This window comes from Bacillus sp. JS (assembly GCF_000259365.1).
Classification (GTDB): domain Bacteria; phylum Bacillota; class Bacilli; order Bacillales; family Bacillaceae; genus Bacillus; species Bacillus stercoris.
In genome coordinates this window covers 309,381-326,718 of record NC_017743.1, presented here as the reverse complement: position 1 = coordinate 326,718, position 17,338 = coordinate 309,381, and the positions used below count along the sequence as shown (strand labels likewise).

At 45.8% G+C, this 17,338-nt stretch carries 14 protein-coding genes; 3 read left to right on the top strand and 11 right to left on the bottom strand.

The genetic code is table 11. The features are described from left to right. Positions 1 to 5: 5 nt before the first annotated feature. The 5 genes from MY9_RS01765 to MY9_RS01740 all read right to left on the bottom strand — a co-directional run bounded on the left by MY9_RS01765 (position 6) and on the right by MY9_RS01740 (position 7,054). Positions 6 to 1,631 (bottom strand): L-lactate permease, encoded by a 1,626-nt coding sequence (locus MY9_RS01765; protein WP_014662693.1) that lies wholly within the window; start codon positions 1,629 to 1,631, stop codon positions 6 to 8. Positions 1,632 to 1,662: 31 nt separating this feature from the next. Beyond that, positions 1,663 to 2,628, bottom strand: coding sequence for an L-lactate dehydrogenase (locus tag MY9_RS01760; RefSeq protein WP_014662692.1), 966 nt, complete (start codon positions 2,626 to 2,628; stop codon positions 1,663 to 1,665). A 175-nt stretch (positions 2,629 to 2,803) separates the two neighbouring features. After that, positions 2,804 to 4,783 carry an alpha-amylase gene (gene amyE, locus MY9_RS01755; RefSeq protein WP_014662690.1) on the bottom strand — a complete coding sequence of 660 codons (1,980 nt, stop codon included), beginning with the start codon at positions 4,781 to 4,783 and terminating at the stop codon, positions 2,804 to 2,806. Between the two features lie 231 nt (positions 4,784 to 5,014). Then, positions 5,015 to 5,506 (bottom strand): DUF6773 family protein, encoded by a 492-nt coding sequence (locus tag MY9_RS01750; RefSeq protein WP_014662689.1) that lies wholly within the window; start codon positions 5,504 to 5,506, stop codon positions 5,015 to 5,017. A 114-nt stretch (positions 5,507 to 5,620) separates the two neighbouring features. Further along, positions 5,621 to 7,054, bottom strand: a complete 1,434-nt coding sequence (locus MY9_RS01740; RefSeq protein ID WP_014662688.1) for a YfcC family protein — start codon at positions 7,052 to 7,054, stop codon at positions 5,621 to 5,623. Positions 7,055 to 7,203: 149 nt separating this feature from the next. Here MY9_RS01740 and MY9_RS01735 point away from each other — a divergent pair, with 149 nt between their 5' ends. After that, complete coding sequence (locus MY9_RS01735) at positions 7,204 to 8,355, top strand: M20 peptidase aminoacylase family protein (protein ID WP_014662687.1); 1,152 nt, start codon at positions 7,204 to 7,206, stop codon at positions 8,353 to 8,355. 38 nt (positions 8,356 to 8,393) lie between these two features. Here the strand turns inward: MY9_RS01735 and opuAC are convergent, their stop codons facing one another. From opuAC to opuAA, 3 genes are read right to left on the bottom strand one after another with little or no spacing between them, the layout of a single operon-like run. Then, positions 8,394 to 9,275: a glycine/proline betaine ABC transporter substrate-binding protein OpuAC gene (gene opuAC / locus MY9_RS01730; RefSeq protein WP_014662686.1), complete on the bottom strand. Its 882-nt coding sequence runs from the start codon at positions 9,273 to 9,275 to the stop codon at positions 8,394 to 8,396. Beyond that, complete coding sequence (opuAB, locus tag MY9_RS01725; RefSeq protein ID WP_014662685.1) at positions 9,275 to 10,123, bottom strand: glycine/proline betaine ABC transporter permease subunit OpuAB; 849 nt, start codon at positions 10,121 to 10,123, stop codon at positions 9,275 to 9,277. The genes opuAC and opuAB overlap by 1 nt, the downstream gene beginning before the upstream one ends. A 1-nt stretch (position 10,124) precedes the next feature. Then, on the bottom strand, positions 10,125 to 11,381 hold the full coding sequence (gene opuAA / locus MY9_RS01720) for a glycine/proline betaine ABC transporter ATP-binding protein OpuAA (protein ID WP_014662684.1): 1,257 nt from the start codon (positions 11,379 to 11,381) through the stop codon (positions 10,125 to 10,127). A 289-nt stretch (positions 11,382 to 11,670) separates the two neighbouring features. On the opposite strand from opuAA, the gene MY9_RS01715 reads away from it, so the two are divergent. Both MY9_RS01715 and MY9_RS01710 read left to right on the top strand, forming a co-directional pair. Beyond that, positions 11,671 to 11,973, top strand: a complete 303-nt coding sequence (locus tag MY9_RS01715) for an ArsR/SmtB family transcription factor (protein WP_010886398.1) — start codon at positions 11,671 to 11,673, stop codon at positions 11,971 to 11,973. Positions 11,974 to 12,041: 68 nt separating this feature from the next. Next, positions 12,042 to 13,214: an MFS transporter gene (locus tag MY9_RS01710; RefSeq protein ID WP_041521241.1), complete on the top strand. Its 1,173-nt coding sequence runs from the start codon at positions 12,042 to 12,044 to the stop codon at positions 13,212 to 13,214. Positions 13,215 to 13,245: 31 nt separating this feature from the next. Here MY9_RS01710 and niaP read toward each other — a convergent pair whose 3' ends face one another. The 3 genes from niaP to MY9_RS01695 form a co-directional block, all read right to left on the bottom strand. Further along, positions 13,246 to 14,448 (bottom strand): niacin permease NiaP, encoded by a 1,203-nt coding sequence (niaP, locus tag MY9_RS01705; RefSeq protein WP_014662681.1) that lies wholly within the window; start codon positions 14,446 to 14,448, stop codon positions 13,246 to 13,248. 121 nt (positions 14,449 to 14,569) lie between these two features. Beyond that, positions 14,570 to 15,661, bottom strand: coding sequence for a toxic anion resistance protein (locus MY9_RS01700; protein WP_014662680.1), 1,092 nt, complete (start codon positions 15,659 to 15,661; stop codon positions 14,570 to 14,572). Positions 15,662 to 15,676: 15 nt separating this feature from the next. Beyond that, positions 15,677 to 17,290, bottom strand: coding sequence for a YceG family protein (locus MY9_RS01695; protein WP_014662679.1), 1,614 nt, complete (start codon positions 17,288 to 17,290; stop codon positions 15,677 to 15,679). Positions 17,291 to 17,338: the final 48 nt, after the last annotated feature.

Here is a 17,338-nt window from a genome sequence, read left to right as displayed (position 1 = left end):
TTCTATTACACTCCTAATCTTGCAAGAATAAACGTCCAAATACATATGCCCAATAACAGAACCAGGCTGTACGCCACTGTCCGTTTAAACAGTTTAGATTCCTTTCCTGTTTGGCCGACCGCTGCGGCAGCGATGGCGATAGATTGAGGAGAAACAAGTTTCGCCATGACCCCGCCCGCAGTATTTGCGGCCAACAGCAAGTCAGAACCCGCACCGATCTGCGCTCCGGTGACAACCTGCAAATGTCCGAACAAAGCGTTATTGCTGACAACAGATCCGGTAATGAACACGCCGATCCAGCCGAGAACGGGACTGACAAACGGGAACAGGTCTCCCGTTTTCGCCAGCGCTAATCCAATTGAAGAGCTGAGCCCTGCGAAGTTGGCCAGATTGGCAAACCCCATCACGAAGCAGATCGTGATAATCGGCACCCACAGCTCTTTTCCTGTCTCCTTCAAGGAAGCAAAGGCATCTCGAGAGGAGAAGTTTTTGCTGAACAGTCCTGTCACGATGACTGCGGCTAAAATCGCTGTACCAGTCGCTGACAGCAAATCAACTTTCAAGACCGCATCTAACGGCATGGCAGATGGAGCAATCGGCGGCATTTTCATAATTTGCTGGTGCAGAAAAGGCATTTTAAACAGGAGCGTTGTTTGATATAACAGTCCGCCTTCTTGGAAAAGCGCTTTGAAGGCGGGAAGGCTCCAGATGGTGATCGCCGCAGTTAAAATGTAGAAAGGTGACCACGCTTTCGCAATGTCAGCGGCACGGTATGTCTTTTGCTCACCAGCATCGCCGGCTCCTTCCTCCCGGTAAATCTCTTTCGGCTGCCATTTGCGGAGGAAGAGGGCAAGCCCGCCCATGCTGAACAAGGCCGCCAAAATGTTGGCTAATTCCGGCCCGAGCACCGCCATTGTCAGGGTCTGAACCGCTGTATACCCACCGCTCACAACCAGAAGGGCAGGCCATGTCTGTTTGATTCCTTTCATTCGGTCTAATAGGAATACAAGCAGAAACGGTATGAAAAATGAGATCATCGGCAGTGTCCACATCAATGTCCGTGACAGCTCAAGAGCAGACAAATCACCAATCTGCGCCCCTGTGATGACAGGAATCCCGATTGCCCCAAAGGCTCCGGAAGCTGCGTTTGCGATCAAGCAGAGCGCTGCCGCTTTTAACGGTTTAAAACCAAGTTCGACGAGCAGCGCCGCGCTGATCGCAATCGGAACACCAAAACCGGCCGCGCCTTCCAAAAACGCGTTAAAACAAAAACCAATTAATAATAGCTGTAATCGTTGGTCAGGCGAAATGCCGGCAATGCTGGACCGAATAATAGTAAATTTCCCGGTTTTCACTGCGATTTTATACAGCCACACCGCCATCAGGACAATGTAGCCAATGGGCCACAGCCCGCTCCCGATTCCTAGCAAAACAGAAGAAATCGCTTTTTCAACTGGCATGTGAAATGCCAAAACGGAGACGAAGAAACTGACGGCTAGAGTAAGAAACGCCGCAAGTATGCCTTTCATTTTCAAAACAGTTAAAGCCAAGAGAAAAAAGAGAATCGGAGTGAGCGCCACAAGTGCGCTCACATACTCGTTTCCAAACGGATCATACAACTGCTCCCACATTGACAATCAGCCCTTTACTCTAAAGTTGCGGTTAGTTGACTTTTTGTTCTGCAAAATGAGGCTTTAAAATGTTTTTAAGGACGCCGGCGCTGTGAAGGAACTGTTCTTTTTCTTTCTCATTCAAGTTCAGCTCAGTGATACCAGCGATCCCTCCGCGGTTCACGACAGCTGGAACACCGATGTACACGTCATCTGCACCGTATTGCCCGTCCACATATGTGCTGACAGTTAATATGCTGTTTTCATTATGAAGAATCGCTTTTGTAATGCGGGCAAGACTCATCGCAACGCCATAATAAGTCGCGCCTTTTTTCTCAATGATATGGTAAGCTGCGTTTTTCACGTCATCTACAATTTGGTCCAGCTCCTCTTGTTTGTACGCATCGTTTTTCTCAACGAGTTCACTAACCGGCACACCGCCGATATTCGCATGGCTCCAGACAGGAAGCTCTGTGTCGCCGTGCTCTCCGATAATATGCGCGTGCACGTTTTGAGGCGCTGCGCCAAAGTATTCGCTCAGCATGTAACGGAATCTCGCAGAATCTAGTGTTGTGCCGCTTCCGATCACCCGCTCTTTTGGCAGGCCGCTGAATTTCCATGTCGCGTAAGTCAGGATATCAACCGGATTTGTCGCGATTAAGAAAATGCCGTCAAATCCGCTCGCCATGACTTCACCGACAATGCCTTTGAAAATCTTTAAGTTCTTTTCTACTAATTCAAGGCGTGTCTCGCCAGGTTTTTGGTTTGCTCCGGCGCAAATGCAGACAATATCAGCATCCTTGCAGTCTTCATATGTTCCGAAAGATGTTTTGACCGGTTGCGGCGCAAACGCCTTTCCGTGGTTTAAATCCATTACATCGCCCATTGCTTTTTCTTTATTTAGATCAATGACCACAAGCTCATCTGTGATCCCTTGGTTAATTAACGCAAATGCATAACTGCTTCCAACAAAACCCGCTCCGATTAAAGCTACTTTATTTACATGTTTGTTCATCATTAATCATCCTTCCAGGGTATGTTTCTCTTTGATGTCTTTTTGTTTGTGAAGTATTTCACATTTATATTGTGCAATACTTCACAAACTTTTGCAAGAGAAAAGTTTTGTCTGATTTATGAACAAAAAAGAAACCATCTATGATGGTTTCTTTCACTATAACCCATCAGCCTTGTACTCAATAAGGAAGAGAACCGCTTAAGCCCGCGTCATTATATAAACCATTTTGCACGTAATCAAAGCCAGGCTGATTCTGGCCAGGCACTTGGGCGCTGCCATTATTAAAAATCACTTTGGCGTTGGTTGTATCCGTATCCGCAGGCAGCGTCAGCGTGTAAATTCCGTCTGCATTTTTAGTCATTGGTTTTCCAGGCCAAGATCCGGTCAATTCAATTGCCCCGCCCCCATCCTGTTTATAGATATAAGCATTTACCTGACTCCAATGATTCGGATTTTGATAGCCGATGGTTTTGGCCGAAGCTGGATCTCTTTTAACAAAACTGTACTCCTCGGTCCTCGTTACACCATCACTGTTCGTTCCTTTTAACATGATGGTGTATGTTTTGCCAAATGGATCTTCTTTTCCGATTGTGAATTGATCTCCATCTTTAAACGCTGTCTCTTGTCCATTATTGATTTGATAAACAGCTTTTGTTGTGTTCGCATCTGCACGCAGGGTAATCGTCAGTTGATCATTGAAAGAATGTGTTATGCCTGCTTTGTAATTCTCAAGGAAAACTTGAGGCGCATTTGCAATATCGTCAGGATAAAGCACAGCCACAGATCTTGCATTGATCGTGCCTGTCAGTTTACCGTCCCTGACTTGAAATGAACCGGTCCCGGCTTTATTATCATAGCTGCCATCAGGTAATTTCGTTGAAGCATTTATGCTGACAGAAGAGGAACCTGCATTTGCCAGCACAACACCTTTTGAGCCGCGCTGATTCATAAATATTTGATTGTTCCCATTCGGATTTGAGAGTTCCTCAGGCTGCCCGGCCATTTCATTGTGAAATTGATTGACCGCAGTGATCGCCTGATCTTTAAATAAGGCGCTCCCGCGATCTCCTATTTGACTTTTCCCTGGAAATCTTACACCATTTCCTCCGCCCTCAGGCCTGGAAAAGAAAAGAGGCGTGCTTCCTGAGCGCGAACCAATCACTGCCCAGCCTAAACGGATATCGTCATCACTCATCCATGTGGACTCTTCATCATCATTGGCATACGTATCATGTGATTCCACCCATGTGACTAACTTGTCCGCAGACACGTCAGATGCATAATGGGAGATATTCGACACACTCAGATTACGGTTCTTTAAAGCGGATCTGATGGAATGCCCATAGTTAGAAGCTGTCACATTCATATAATTCGCATAAGCAGTATCCCTGGAAGCACTATCCTGCAGGATTTCTCCGTATTGGAACTCCGCCGATGTATTTGTGATATTCGGCCAAAATTGGCTGCCGTAATTCCCATCATCCGGAAGCTCTATATGCTTGGCGGCATCATAGCGGAACCCGTCTGCTCCGTCATCCAATGCTCTTTCTAAGAAACGTTTCAGATAGGTTTGCACCTCAGTGTTCTGTGTATTCCAATCATACAGCCCTAGCAATGCATTTTGAGTGATGTCCCATCGGTCCGACCAATTTTTAATTTGTGTGTTTCCGTGTGTCCAGTTTGGAATACTCTTAATCTCATTAGAAATCGCGCCATAGTCACTGGTGGTATGATTGATGACCGCGTCAACTATGACTTTTACGCCATATTCTTCAGCAGCTGCACACATTTCTTTAAATTCTTGTTCAGTGCCTAAGTAGTGGTTGCCAATTTGGTACGATGTCGGCTGATAGAGCCAGTACCAGTTCGACATGCTTTTATTTCCTTGGTTCCCTTCCTTTACTTGGTTAATCGGAGACGTCTGAATGGCTGTATATCCTGCATCATGAATGTCCTTCATATTGTGTTTTAACGTATTAAATGACCAATTCCAAGCATGAAGAATGGTCCCACTTTCAATCGATGGCGCTGCCAGTTCATTTGATGTGTTCTGTGTTCCAGCATTTGCAGCCGCCGGTCCTGCCAAAACCATATGAAACAGCAACAAAAATCCAGCGAATAACGGCAGTAAAGAGGTTTTGAATCGTTTTTTAAACATTTTTGACACTCCTTATTTGATTTTTGAAGACTGACTGCGGAGTCAAAAATTCCTCTTACTCTTTCTTCAGCTTCCTCCTTTCAACTGTTGTGAAGACTGGAGAATTATGTTAACGCTTACATTTGAACTTATCACACACTCTCTATCAAAGCAACGCGGCAGAGTGAATTCAAATCTATATTCCTATCAAATAAAAAGAAATTTCTCTTATAAACAAAAAAGAAACCACCATTAAGATGATTTCTTCTCTGCTTCTTCTTTTACCGCTCTTCTGTAAGCCAGCTTCACAATCACATATCGAAGCAAAAACAGAACGCCGCTACAGACGATAAAAAGAAGGATCATTTTCAGCCAAGCGAAGAATGTATGGGGAATCCCCCTGTCGTACATCGTAAGCACCACTACCGCAAAGGCGACCGCAATTGAATCTATTCGCTGCTGCTTTACCCGTTTTCGCAGTTCTTCTTCGGTGTCTATTCTCGGCATGAGCATTCCTGACGCTCCTGCCCTGATGCAGTAATATAAGATGATGAGGAACAAAAACACAAGGCTTGCAGCCCATTCTTTAAACGGAAATTCAAACATAATGCCGCGGATGATCACATCAAGGAGCGCAAACGATCCCGCTATCATCCCAATCTCCGACCAGATTTTTTGTTCTTTTTCTTTTACTCTCTTATTTTCCCCATTCACGCCTGAAAGTCTATTACGCAGATTATTCATGACCTTCCTCCCGCACTTTTACGAATGGCTATGGCTTACATGTTACAATAACAGCCTGCGCTTCTGCAATGAATAACTCAAAAGCCCGCCGTACAAGCCGGCGGGCAGCAATTGTTAAAACGGCCCCCAATTGATCATGACGCCGATCACAATAAAAACAAGCCCGATCAAGAACCAAATCAGAGCAAGCGGCACCATAAACCGCAGCCACTTGACGTACGGAATGCCGCTGGCGGCAAGTACCGCCATGAGAACACCGGATGTTGGATTGACACAGTTGACGACCCCTTCTCCAAGCATAACCGCCTCCACCGCAACCTGTCTCGTGATTCCCATCAAATCAGCGAGCGGCGCCAGGATTGGAATAAATACAACGGCTTCGCCAGATCCTGAGGAGATGAGAAAATGAAGCAGCGCACTGGCGATATACATGCCGATTGCCCCGGCAATCGGACTGAAACCGTCCAACAGTGAAGCCAAAGCATTGACGACTGTATCGAGTAACTTTCCATTTTCAAGGATGACGGAAATGCTTCGTGCCATCCCGACAATCAGCGCCCCGTATATAAGGCTTTGACAGCCCGTAATGAAGGTTTTGGCAATATCGTTCGCCGCAAGTCCGCCTATTAAACCGGCAAGGACAGAAATAAAAATAAATGTCGCAGCCATTTGGGAATCCGACCAGCCAAGCTTCAAAGCGCCGTATAAAAATCCGACCAGCGAGAGTCCCGCTACGGCCAAAATCAGCTTATGGCGAACAGTAAATGACACTGACTGATCTTCTTCTTTACCGGCTTCGCCCATTCCTGCTCCAGGGAACCAATCTGTTCCTAACACACTGGCATCTTTTGATTTTTTTAATTTTCTCGTATACAAATAGATATAAATAATAGAAGACAGCAAAAAGCAAATGTATATCACAACTCGCAGGCCGATTCCTGAAAAAAGAGGGAGCTCCGCAATTGATTGTGATAAACCGAGCGGGGACGGTGATAGTATGGTGGAGTTAAATCCAGCGTAGCAGCCGATGTAAATGACAGCGGCTCCCGCGACGGCATCCCATTTTAAGGATCGTGCCACAATGAGGCCGATGGGGATAAAACCGATAACTGAATTCACGACAATCCCGGTTGTTCCGAGAATAGAGAACAACGCGCCGACAATACAAATAAATAATAATTGCTTGGTGCGGAATTTGCTGATGACATTGTAAATCAGGCCATTGATGGCACCCGTTTTTTCTAAAATGGCAATGGTGCCGCCTGTGAATAAAATCAGAAAGATAATTGGTGCTGATCCGACCATTCCATCCTGTAGGGAAGTAAAAAAACCGATCAGGCTGACCGGTGACTGTTCAATGGAATGATAGCTTCCCGGAACAGCAGTCGTGACATCCCCCTTTGTCACGCGGTCAAATTCACCTGCCGGCACAATATATGAAGCGATTGCGCAAATGAAAGCAATGATAAATAAGAGGACATAGGCGTCAGGCATTTTAAATGTCATTCGTTTTTTCTTAGACTGTGTTTCGGCTGCTGGCATACTCATATTTCGATCCATCCCCTCTGTTTGAAAATATTAATTATTCTGAAAAGTCTCAATATGTGCTATATTATATACAGCCTATCTTCCTGTTTCAATATAAATAAAGTAAAGAAGGTAAAAATTCATTCTAATAGAAGGAGGTATTTCTTACCATGCAAAAGCTTTCAGAAGACATGAAACAAACCATTATGGACATCTTCGAGCATCTGCACGCGAACCCTGAAGTCAGCTGGAAGGAATATGAGACAACTGCATTTCTCAAACAAAAGCTTGAGGAATTAGGATGCCGGACGCGCACGTTTTCAGACTGCACCGGAGTTGTCGGTGAAATCGGCTCAGGCTCACCTGTTGTAGCGGTACGCGCTGATATTGACGCGCTATGGCAGGAGGTAAACGGCACATTTCGCGCCAACCATTCCTGCGGACACGATGCACATATGACAATGGCATTGGGTACATTAATGCTGCTGAGAAAACAACCTGAGCTTCCGAAGGGCACAATCCGTTTTATCTTTCAGCCGGCAGAAGAAAAAGGCGGCGGTGCCTTGAAAATGATAGAAGAAGGCGTGCTTGATGATGCCGACTATTTGTACGGTGTTCACGTTCGCCCAATTCAGGAAACACAAAACGGCCGCTGCGCCCCGTCTATTCTGCACGGATCAAGCCAGCACATTGAGGGAACGATTATCGGAGAGGAAGCCCACGGCGCCCGCCCGCACCTCGGGAAAAACAGCATTGAAATTGCGGCATTTCTTGTACATAAGCTCGGGCTCATCCATATTGACCCGCAAATCCCGCATACCGTCAAAATGACAAAGCTTCAAGCCGGCGGAGAAAGCTCTAACATCATTCCGGGAAAAGCATCGTTCAGCCTTGATTTGCGCGCACAGACCAATGAAGCCATGGAGGCGTTAATTGCCGAAACAGAAAGAGCCTGTGAAGCGGCCGCCGCCGCATTCGGCGCAAAGATCGATCTGCAAAAAGAACACAGCCTTCCTGCAGCGACACAAAACAAAGAAGCTGAAGCGATCATGGCAGAAGCCATTACGGAAATCATCGGGGCTGAGCAGCTTGATGACCCGCTTGTCACCACCGGCGGCGAGGATTTCCATTTTTACGCCGTGAAAGTGCCGAACCTCAAAACAACAATGCTTGGTCTCGGCTGCGGACTCCAGCCGGGACTCCATCATCCGCACATGACCTTTGACAGAAATGCAATGTTCAACGGCATTCACATTTTGGCGAACGCCGTGCTCAAAACATTTCAGAAAGCGGAATCGCTTGCTGCCGCTAACGCTTCTTAACGCAAAAAAAGCAGCCTGATCCCAGGCTGCTTTCTTCATTACTTCTTCAAATCTTCAATTGAGTTAACGTTTTTCATATATTGAGGAACAACAAGACCCATTTTCACGCCCGTCATACTGGTGCCAATATCGTCATATTTGCCTTTATATTTGGCGGCGTATGCTTTATGGGTATTCGGCAGCCATGCGGAAAGGGATGCATCCGCGCTTCCCGTCGCGATTGCAGTCCACATCGGACCGGCCTCTACCTGAGTAAGCGTCACCTCATAGCCCAAGTCTTCTAAGACTTTGCCGATCACGTTTGTGCTTGCAATTTCACTGTCCCACGCCACATAGGCAAGGTTGATTTTGTCCCCCTTGACCTTTTGAACGCCTTTTGTCCACTCCGCAATCTGATCTTTGTGCTTCTTCACATACTCAGCTGCGACTTTGGCAGGCTTCTCGCCTTCTTCCACTTTGATCATCACTTCGCCCATATCGTCTTGCGTCCATTTAAACTGGCTCAGAAGCTTTGCGGCATTCGGCTGCTCCTTGCTGAAGCCTTTGCGTGTGATTGTATGGATTTCCTCCGCGCTGCCATAAGATTGTTTCGGATCATCGAGATATTTCAGCTTATATCTGGAGAACATCCAGTGCGGTGTCCATCCTGTAATGATAATCGGTTTCTTACGGTCGTATGACTTTTTAAGTGTTGCGGTCATCGCGGCACTTGACGCTGAAATCAATGTCCAGTCATTCAGGTCATAATCCTTCATCGCTTTGTCAGTCAGGGCCATAATCCCTGAACCGGGGTCAATCCCGATGATGGTCTTATTCACCTGTTCTGCTGCGGTTGCATTTTCATCGTGTTGTGAACCGCAAGCCGCAAGTGAGAGCGCCAGCATGGCGGAAACGCCAATGCCGATGATTTTTTTAAGCATCAGGCATTCCCCCTGCTTTTCTTCTTCACTTTAATATTTTGAGTAATACGGTCCAGGGTAATGGCAACGATAACGATGGCGATACCCGCCTCTACTCCGACCCCGGTTTTCAGCTGTGTAACGGCGCTGTATACTTCAGAACCAAGTCCCGGCGCACCGACCATTGCGGCGATAACAACCATTGATAACGCAAGCATGATGCTTTGGTTGATTCCGGCCAGGATGGTTTTTGTCGCAAGCGGAAGCTGAACTTTAAACAAACGCTGAGCTGTTGTAGAACCGAACGCCTCAGTCGCCTCAATCAGATCCGCCGGCACTTGTTTAATACCGAGAACGGTCATGCGGATTGTCGGAGGCATCGCGAAAATAACTGATGCAACAACACCCGGCACAACACCAATGTTAAAGAAGAAAATCGCCGGCAATAGATATACGAAAGCAGGCATTGTCTGCATTAAATCAAGAATTGGCGTTACAATACGGCGTACCATTTCTTTCTGGGACGCCCAAATTCCGATCGGAACCCCGACCACAATCGAAATAATCACAGATGTCAAAACAAGCGCCAATGTTTGCAGCATTGGGTCCCAATATCCTAAATAATCGATCAGGAGGAATCCAATCAATGTAAATAACGCAATTCCTCTTGTACTGATCCACCACGCAAGTGCGGCGAAAATAATCGTTAACAAAATAGATGGGATAAATCCAAGTCCGCTGACAATTCCATTTACAAAAGCGGCAAGTCCGTTTGCGATTCCGTCGAAGAACCCGCCAAACGTCATTGTAATCCAGTCAACAAAACGGTCAATGATATCTGCTAAAGGTATTCTAGGCAGTCTATCCATCTTACTTCACCTCCTGTGCAGAAGGATCTTGTGTTTGTTCGCCAGTGCCTTCAGCATTGATATACTCGTTATTGCCGGCAAGCGCGCCAATCAGTGCGCCTTTTACGACAATCCCTTTCATTCTTTGCTTCTCATCTACAACCGCAATTGGAATATTCGCGTCAGAAACAACGTCAAAAATCTCTGTCAAATACGTATCCTCTGGTACAGTCGTAAATTCTGTATTCAAGATATTTTGAAGTGACAAATCAGATTCAGCCGCTTTTTTCGCATCAGACGCATAGATAACACCTAACAATTTCTTTTGTTTATCCACTGCGTAAATTGAAGAAATTCCAAGGTTTTTCATCAATGTCAATGCCACGCGAGGCCCTTTATCAATCCGCACTGTTTCAGCGCGTTTCATAATATGGCCTGCTGTGAGGACTTTAGATAAATCAACATCCTCGACGAATTTCTCAACATATTCGTTAGATGGATTCATCAGGATTTCTTCAGGCGTGCCGATTTGAACGATGTTGCCGTCCTTCATCAGAACAATTCTGTCGCCGATCCGCAATGCTTCGTCCAAGTCGTGCGTAATAAAGATAATCGTTTTTCCGACATTATCGTGAAGATCAAGAAGTTCATCCTGCATATCTTTACGAATCAGTGGATCGAGCGCACTGAACGCTTCATCCATCAGAAGAATGTCCGGATCATTTGTCAACGCGCGGGCAAGGCCGACACGCTGCTGCATCCCGCCGGAAAGCTGGTCAGGATATTGGTGTTCAAATCCTTCAAGTCCGACGAGCTTTAAGGACTCAAGCGCTTTTTGCTGGCGCTCCTGTTTGTCTACACCTTGAAGCTCCAGTCCGTATTCTGTATTTTCAAGTATCGTTCTGTGCGGGAACAGAGCGAATTTTTGGAAGACCATGCTGATTTTTTTCCGGCGGACTTCCCGGAGCTGGTCTTTAGACATATTTGTTATCATGTCACCATCAATGTAAATATTTCCGGCAGTCGGTTCAATAAGCCGGTTTAACATCCGTACTAAAGTTGATTTACCGCTCCCTGATAGACCCATGATGACAAATATCTCACCATCATATACTTCAAAATCTGCCTGATTAACCCCAACGGTTGAACCGGTTGCTTTCAGGATCTCTTTTTTTGTCTTTCCATTGGCAAGCATTTGAACTGCCTTCTTTGTTTGTTTCCCAAAAATCTTGGAGACTTTCTCGACTTTTATCTTAATTGGTTTCTCATCTACACTCATATTTTCCCTCCATATTAAGCAATCCTAATAACCGTAACATTTATGTAACTTCCTACACAAACAGCATATTCTCTTTTATTCTGTACCATTTCTTTATAAACATCCATGTGACCACATGATCTTATTTATGCTTCTAAATACTCTGTAATCCTCCTATATAATTGTATTTTACGGGTGATTTTTCTCCTATCTATAGGTGGAAACGCTTTTATTGGAATTGAATTCCTCCTGCCTATTATGACTTCCTGCTCCTTTACTGGAAAAATAAGTTGCTTTCCCAGCATCAATTATGTATTATAGTTTCATGACTATGAAACAATCAGATGATCAAATCAGAGCGCAAATTTTTAAAGCACTGTCTGATGAATCAAGGCTTGCTATTATTCGTACGCTTTATGTCAGCGGAAAAGAACTCAGCTGCGGTGAAGTAGGTGAAAAGTGCAATATTGTGAAAACCACGGCATCTTATCATTTTAAAACGCTGCGTGAAGCGGGATTGACGGCAACCCGAAAAGATTCGCGGACAAAATATGTCAGTCTCCGTGAAGACACATTTCAAACATACCTGCCTGGCTTTTTGGAAACCCTCTAACAAAGGGTTTTCTCTATACATATTTGTTTCATAGTTTCAAAGTTATAAAACTATAGGAGTGATAAAATTTGAATCGTATTTGGCTTTTCTTCAGTGTCATGTTTGTCATTGGCACAGATACCTTTTTGCTTTCTCCGCTTCTCCCGCTTTTACAGGAGCAGTTTCATATCTCTACTGATTTGTCAGGCTGGATGGTCAGTGCTTATGCACTCGGTTATGCGCTCTTCGCTTTCATTGCGGGCCCAATCTCAGACCGTTTGAACAGGAAAACAGTCATGCTATGGGGGCTTGCGGGCTTTATCGTATCCACGTTTTTATGCGGCATCGCTCCCTCTTTTGCCGTCATGTGCCTGTTCCGTTTTGCCGCAGGCGTTAGCGCTGCGTTTGTGACGCCTCAGATTTGGGCGTCCATCCCAATCATTGTTAAGCCGTCTCAGATTATAAAAAGCATGGGGATAGCGACAGCAGGATTGGCTGCTTCACAAATGCTCGGACTGCCGATCGGAGGGTTTTTCGCTTCCTTTACATGGCATACGCCATTTTTCGTTTTGTCAGCGTGCTCGATTATTCTTCTATTGATTCTGGCGGTGGTTATGCCTGATATCCGCCCTTCTGAATCCTTGGGGCGCCCATCAATAATCAACCCATATCGGGAGCTTTTTTCATTGCCGAAAACATCGGTCATTCTGCTTGCCTATTTTCTCTTTCAAACCGGAAACTTCGCTTCATTCAGCTTTCTAGGCACTTGGCTTGCTGCGGATTATCATTTAACCGTGTCACAAATTGGAGCCGCTATGCTTGTTCTCGGACTGGGAAATATGCTCGGAAGCCTTATCGGCAGCCGGATTTCAGCAAAGCTGGGCATGTTTAAGACATTGATCGGCGGGATGCTGCTGATGGGCGCTCTCTATTTCGCTCTTCCTTTCTTTCCTAACTTATTTTTAGTCGAGACGAGCTTTTTTCTCACGTTCTTTACAGCTGGCATTATCTTTCCGTTAATGATGGGTGTCTCTCAATCCATTTCACCAAACGCGCGTGGAACCATCGCTTCCCTTTCCAATGCCGCTATGTATGCAGGAACCACTGTCGGCACAGGTATTGCAGGTTTTTTATATCAAAGCACACAGCACTTCGGAGCTGTCACAGGATTTACTGCCATTCTGTTCATACTTTCTATGACGCTCTACCAGACAATCAGTAAAACCGGGAAACGCCAATCCGCAGCCCGGGCGCAAATGTAAAAAAAAGCACCTCTTTCAAGAGGTGCTTTTCCTATTCCAGCTCAGTTTGTTTCGTCTCTTTCCCCATAATCAAAATACAAGCAACTGCGAGTAAGATAGCAATGCAAAAGATTGAAAAGATGACCGAAAACGAAATATGACGGGCTGCGAGCGTTCCTACGAGCAAAGGCCCGAAGATGCCGCCGATTCTTCCAAACGCCGCCGTCGTTCCTGAACCTGTTGCGCGAATCGCAGTCGGATATTGCTCCGGGGTATACGCATACAGCACGCCCCACGCACCGAGATTGAAAAACGATAACAGCATTCCAGCCGTAAGCAAAAGGCCTAAGGAATCAGCCGTTCCGAAGAAATAGGCGCTTCCTGCTGTACCAATCAGGTAAATGACGAGTATCCACTTCCGGCCCGCTTTTTCAATCAGCCATGCGGCAGAGAAATAGCCCGGTAGCTGAGCAAGCGTCATCAGCAGGACATATTCAAAGCTTTGAATCATGCTGAAGCCTTTCAGCAGCATGACACTCGGGAGCCATAGGAACATGCCGTAATAAGAAAACACCACACAGAACCAAACGATCGACAGCATTACGGTCGGCCGTATATACTGTCTTGCCCAGACGCTTTTTACATTCTCCCACACAGATTTCTTTTTGGCAGAAAGCGATTCATATTTTGGTGAATCAGGCAGACTCGTCCGCAGGTATAACGCATAAAAAGCAGTCAGTGCGGTTAACAGCAGGGCAGCCTGCCAGCCGAAGCTTGGTATCACAAAGTAAGAAATCAAGGCCGCTGCGAGCCAGCCCACAGCCCAAAAGCTCTCCAGAAGCACAATCACTCTGCCCCGCTTTTCAGGCACAACCGCTTCCGAAACGAGTGTCGAAGCGACTGGAAGCTCTCCGCCAAGTCCCATGCCGATCACAAAACGAAGGATTAGAAATGCCGATAAGCTTGTCACAAAAGCTGAAATGCCGCTTCCGATGGAAAAGCATAGAAGGGTGATAATAAATACTTTTTTTCGGCCGATTCGATCAGCCAGCAGACCGAACAAAAACGCTCCCGCAGCCATGCCGATGGAATTGACGCTTCCGATCCATTTCATTTCCTCGGGCGACAGATTCCACTCTACATGGAGCGCGGCGATAATAAACGATAATATTCCGACATCCATTGCATCAAACAGCCACCCCAAACCGGCGACGCCCAGCAGTTTACGCTGGGATATAGGCTGTTGTTTTCCCATTGCCAACACCTCTGATATGCAAAATGATTACCGTTTAAGTTTACACCTGTCTTTACACATTGTCATTAACTAAATGATGTAAATGAAAAACCCCGCTTATGTTCCACAAGCGGGGTTCTGATTATTGCTGTAATGCTGCTTTTTTAATATTATCCTGAAGCTGGGCAATTCGTCTCGCGCCGTCTTCGCGGAGGCGTTTGTTTTCTTCTTCGATTTGTTTTGTTTCCTGCATGCCGCTGACAATCGTGTTCCAAGACGATTCGATCGTTTCAATATCTATGCTCGGTCTGCCGGCCATTCTCGCAATTTCAACACTTTGGCTCGAGATGTTTTCAGCATTTCGTTTTAGCATCTCGTTTGTCCGGCGGTCAAGCTCGCTCATAGAATCAGCCACAAGCTTTTGCCGTTTCACCGTAACAGCCTGAATAATGCCGTTTTTGAAAATCGGAATGGTAATGATAAACGCGGAGTTGATTTTCCCGATCAGCTTTGCGTTTCCGCGCTGCAGGAGACGGATTTGTGGTGCGGTTTGAAGCGCCACCATCCGTGCCATGTCAAGATCATACACCCGTTCCTCAAGCGCCTGAATGCCGTTGCGCAGTGTATCGAGCTGCATTTGCGCCAGCTGGTTTCCGCTTGCCGCTTTTTCCTCATATGAAGGAAGGATCGACTGCATCTCTTCCAGTTTCATCTGCCCGGCAACGACGTATTTTTCAAGCTCCATATAGTATTTGATATTGTTTTCATACATTTCATCGAGCGTGTAGTTCGTCTTCGTCATCTCATCTTTGTATTTCGAAATCTCAACGTTGATTTTTTCAATCTCTCCGCCAAGTGTCTGATACTTTTTAAAGATTTTTTCAATCATGCTGCCGCCGCGTTTGAAAATTTTCGCCATTAATCCCTTAGGCTCATCAAAATCATTTTTGTCGAAGCGGTCCATGATTTTTCCAAGCTGGGTCAGCATTGTGCCAGAGTCTGTCACACTTGTTGTTTTCATCATCCCCAAGATGCGGTCAGAGAACTTGGAAATTTCAACGGCCGGCTCCTTGCCGTACTCAAGCAGCTCCATTTGGTTTTTGACGTCAATTTGTTGAGCAAGCCGCTTTACCTCTGGTTCCTGACGGAGCTGAAGACGGATATCGTCAGCTTTTTGCTGGGAAATCTCTTCATTTTTATCGAGAACAAGCGGATTTTGATTTTCTGTTGTCATGCTTTTCTTCTCTCCTTATTTTTGGGTAATGTTTCTGAAGAGCCTTTTCACAAGCGAAGGCTCTTTGTAGTCCTGCTGGAACACCATGTCGTCCAGCCAGTGGATATCATACTGATCCTCTTCAATAAACTGCTCAATATCTTGGTGTCCGGGCGGATTATAAATGATGATATCGATTCCGATTTCATTCAGGAACAGCAGGGCGGCAGCATCCGAACGCGTGAGTCCGCCGCTCATTTCCGTATGATATAAAACGAGTTTCGGAACGGTTTGCGCATAGTCAAACATTTGAATTAATTTCAGCAGATTAGCAGGCAGGTTTGTCGTTTGTTTAAACAAATAGATTTGAACATCCTTGACTTGTTCCTGATGCAAAGCCTTAAGCCGAGGATGCCTGCACATTCTCGAAATCGTTTTGGCAATGGCGGTCTGAACGCCCGCCGGCAGCTGTTTGTACTGCCACACATTGCTTGCCATCAGCTTGTCCGGATCAATATTCCCTTCTTGATCAAGTGCGTGGCTGTAGTGAAATTGATAGTTCGACTTTATTTCTTCTGTAAATGGAAAGCTTCTGACCATTTCTGTTTCCTGATAATCCGCTAGAGTATGAAGCCTGTTCCAATATTCCTTATTGTCTTTCGACACGCCCATAATTTTGGCGAATACATTCGGAATTTCAATGGAGTGTTTATCTGCTTTGAAATTCGGCCGAATAAAGGCGCGTTCTTTCGTGATTAAAAACAGTTCATCATAGGTCGTTTTCAGCGTAACGGACACCGGTGTGTGATCTCTGAACTGCCATGGCTTGTACAGCATGGACTCCTCGTGATTCAGCACATGTTCAATTTCTTTTGTTGAGCGGTAAGCCACTGTTGATTTACGGTCTGGTTTTTCTTTCGGAAACGGCTGAAGCTCCGAAACATCCGGGAGCTTTTCCGTAAAACTGAGCTCCTGCTTTGGATCGACAAGCGCCAGCTGATCGGTACCCGCCGGATGAAACAGCAGAACATCACAGCCGACCAGCATCAGATAATATAAGAAATAGAGCTGGCTTTTCGTCGCATCTCCATACCAAACAACCTTTGGCATCTCACGCTCTATATCGGTTTTTTCCAGCCACGGATTCAGGTGATTTAAAGAAAACTTCGAGACATCAAGCAGCACTCTGCGAAAATCAGGATGATTCAGCCCCTTCTCATGACTGTCCGCAAAGGTATGTAAAAGCGTCATCAGCGCTTTTCTTAAATGGCGGTGCATCAAGGGGTTTGAGTGCTTCGCAATCAGCTTTTCCCCGTCCAGAAAGGCAACAAAGCGGCTGACTGACAGCCCTTTTTCTTTCTGATTGATGGAATGAATATGCTGAAGCTTTTGAAATGTTTCCGGTTCGATTGTTTTATCAAGCGTTTCACTCAAAATAGTCATGCGGTCATTTACAGACAGCTCATACAGCTCGTTATAGTAGTCTGTCTCATCAATAGGCGTGCCTAATATCTGTCCGGCAAGGCGGGAAAACGAAAGGCCCTGTGCTGTTTCATAGTGATCCCGCTCCGGCAATGGCTGAAACAGCAGGCTTTTCCAATCCCCATCAGCCGGAAGTGCTTTATGAATGATTACTTCTTCTTGTCTCATCATATCCTCCTTTCCGGTTTGTCATTGAACGATATTTCGGTAACAAAA

What these genes read in the sequence shown, in the direction of transcription:
- MY9_RS01695 (WP_014662679.1), bottom strand. Translation starts at nt 17,290, where the DNA reads ATGAGACAAGAAGAAGTAATCATTCATAAAGCACTTCCGGCTGATGGG.
- opuAA (WP_014662684.1), bottom strand. Translation starts at nt 11,381, where the DNA reads ATGAGTGTAGATGAGAAACCAATTAAGATAAAAGTCGAGAAAGTCTCC.
- MY9_RS01715 (WP_010886398.1), top strand. Translation starts at nt 11,671, where the DNA reads ATGTATTATAGTTTCATGACTATGAAACAATCAGATGATCAAATCAGA.
- MY9_RS01740 (WP_014662688.1), bottom strand. Translation starts at nt 7,054, where the DNA reads ATGAGTATGCCAGCAGCCGAAACACAGTCTAAGAAAAAACGAATGACA.
- MY9_RS01750 (WP_014662689.1), bottom strand. Translation starts at nt 5,506, where the DNA reads ATGAATAATCTGCGTAATAGACTTTCAGGCGTGAATGGGGAAAATAAG.
- opuAC (WP_014662686.1), bottom strand. Translation starts at nt 9,275, where the DNA reads ATGCTTAAAAAAATCATCGGCATTGGCGTTTCCGCCATGCTGGCGCTC.
- opuAB (WP_014662685.1), bottom strand. Translation starts at nt 10,123, where the DNA reads ATGGATAGACTGCCTAGAATACCTTTAGCAGATATCATTGACCGTTTT.
- niaP (WP_014662681.1), bottom strand. Translation starts at nt 14,448, where the DNA reads ATGGGAAAACAACAGCCTATATCCCAGCGTAAACTGCTGGGCGTCGCC.
- amyE (WP_014662690.1), bottom strand. Translation starts at nt 4,783, where the DNA reads ATGTTTAAAAAACGATTCAAAACCTCTTTACTGCCGTTATTCGCTGGA.
- MY9_RS01735 (WP_014662687.1), top strand. Translation starts at nt 7,204, where the DNA reads ATGCAAAAGCTTTCAGAAGACATGAAACAAACCATTATGGACATCTTC.
- MY9_RS01765 (WP_014662693.1), bottom strand. Translation starts at nt 1,631, where the DNA reads ATGTGGGAGCAGTTGTATGATCCGTTTGGAAACGAGTATGTGAGCGCA.
- MY9_RS01760 (WP_014662692.1), bottom strand. Translation starts at nt 2,628, where the DNA reads ATGATGAACAAACATGTAAATAAAGTAGCTTTAATCGGAGCGGGTTTT.
- MY9_RS01700 (WP_014662680.1), bottom strand. Translation starts at nt 15,661, where the DNA reads ATGACAACAGAAAATCAAAATCCGCTTGTTCTCGATAAAAATGAAGAG.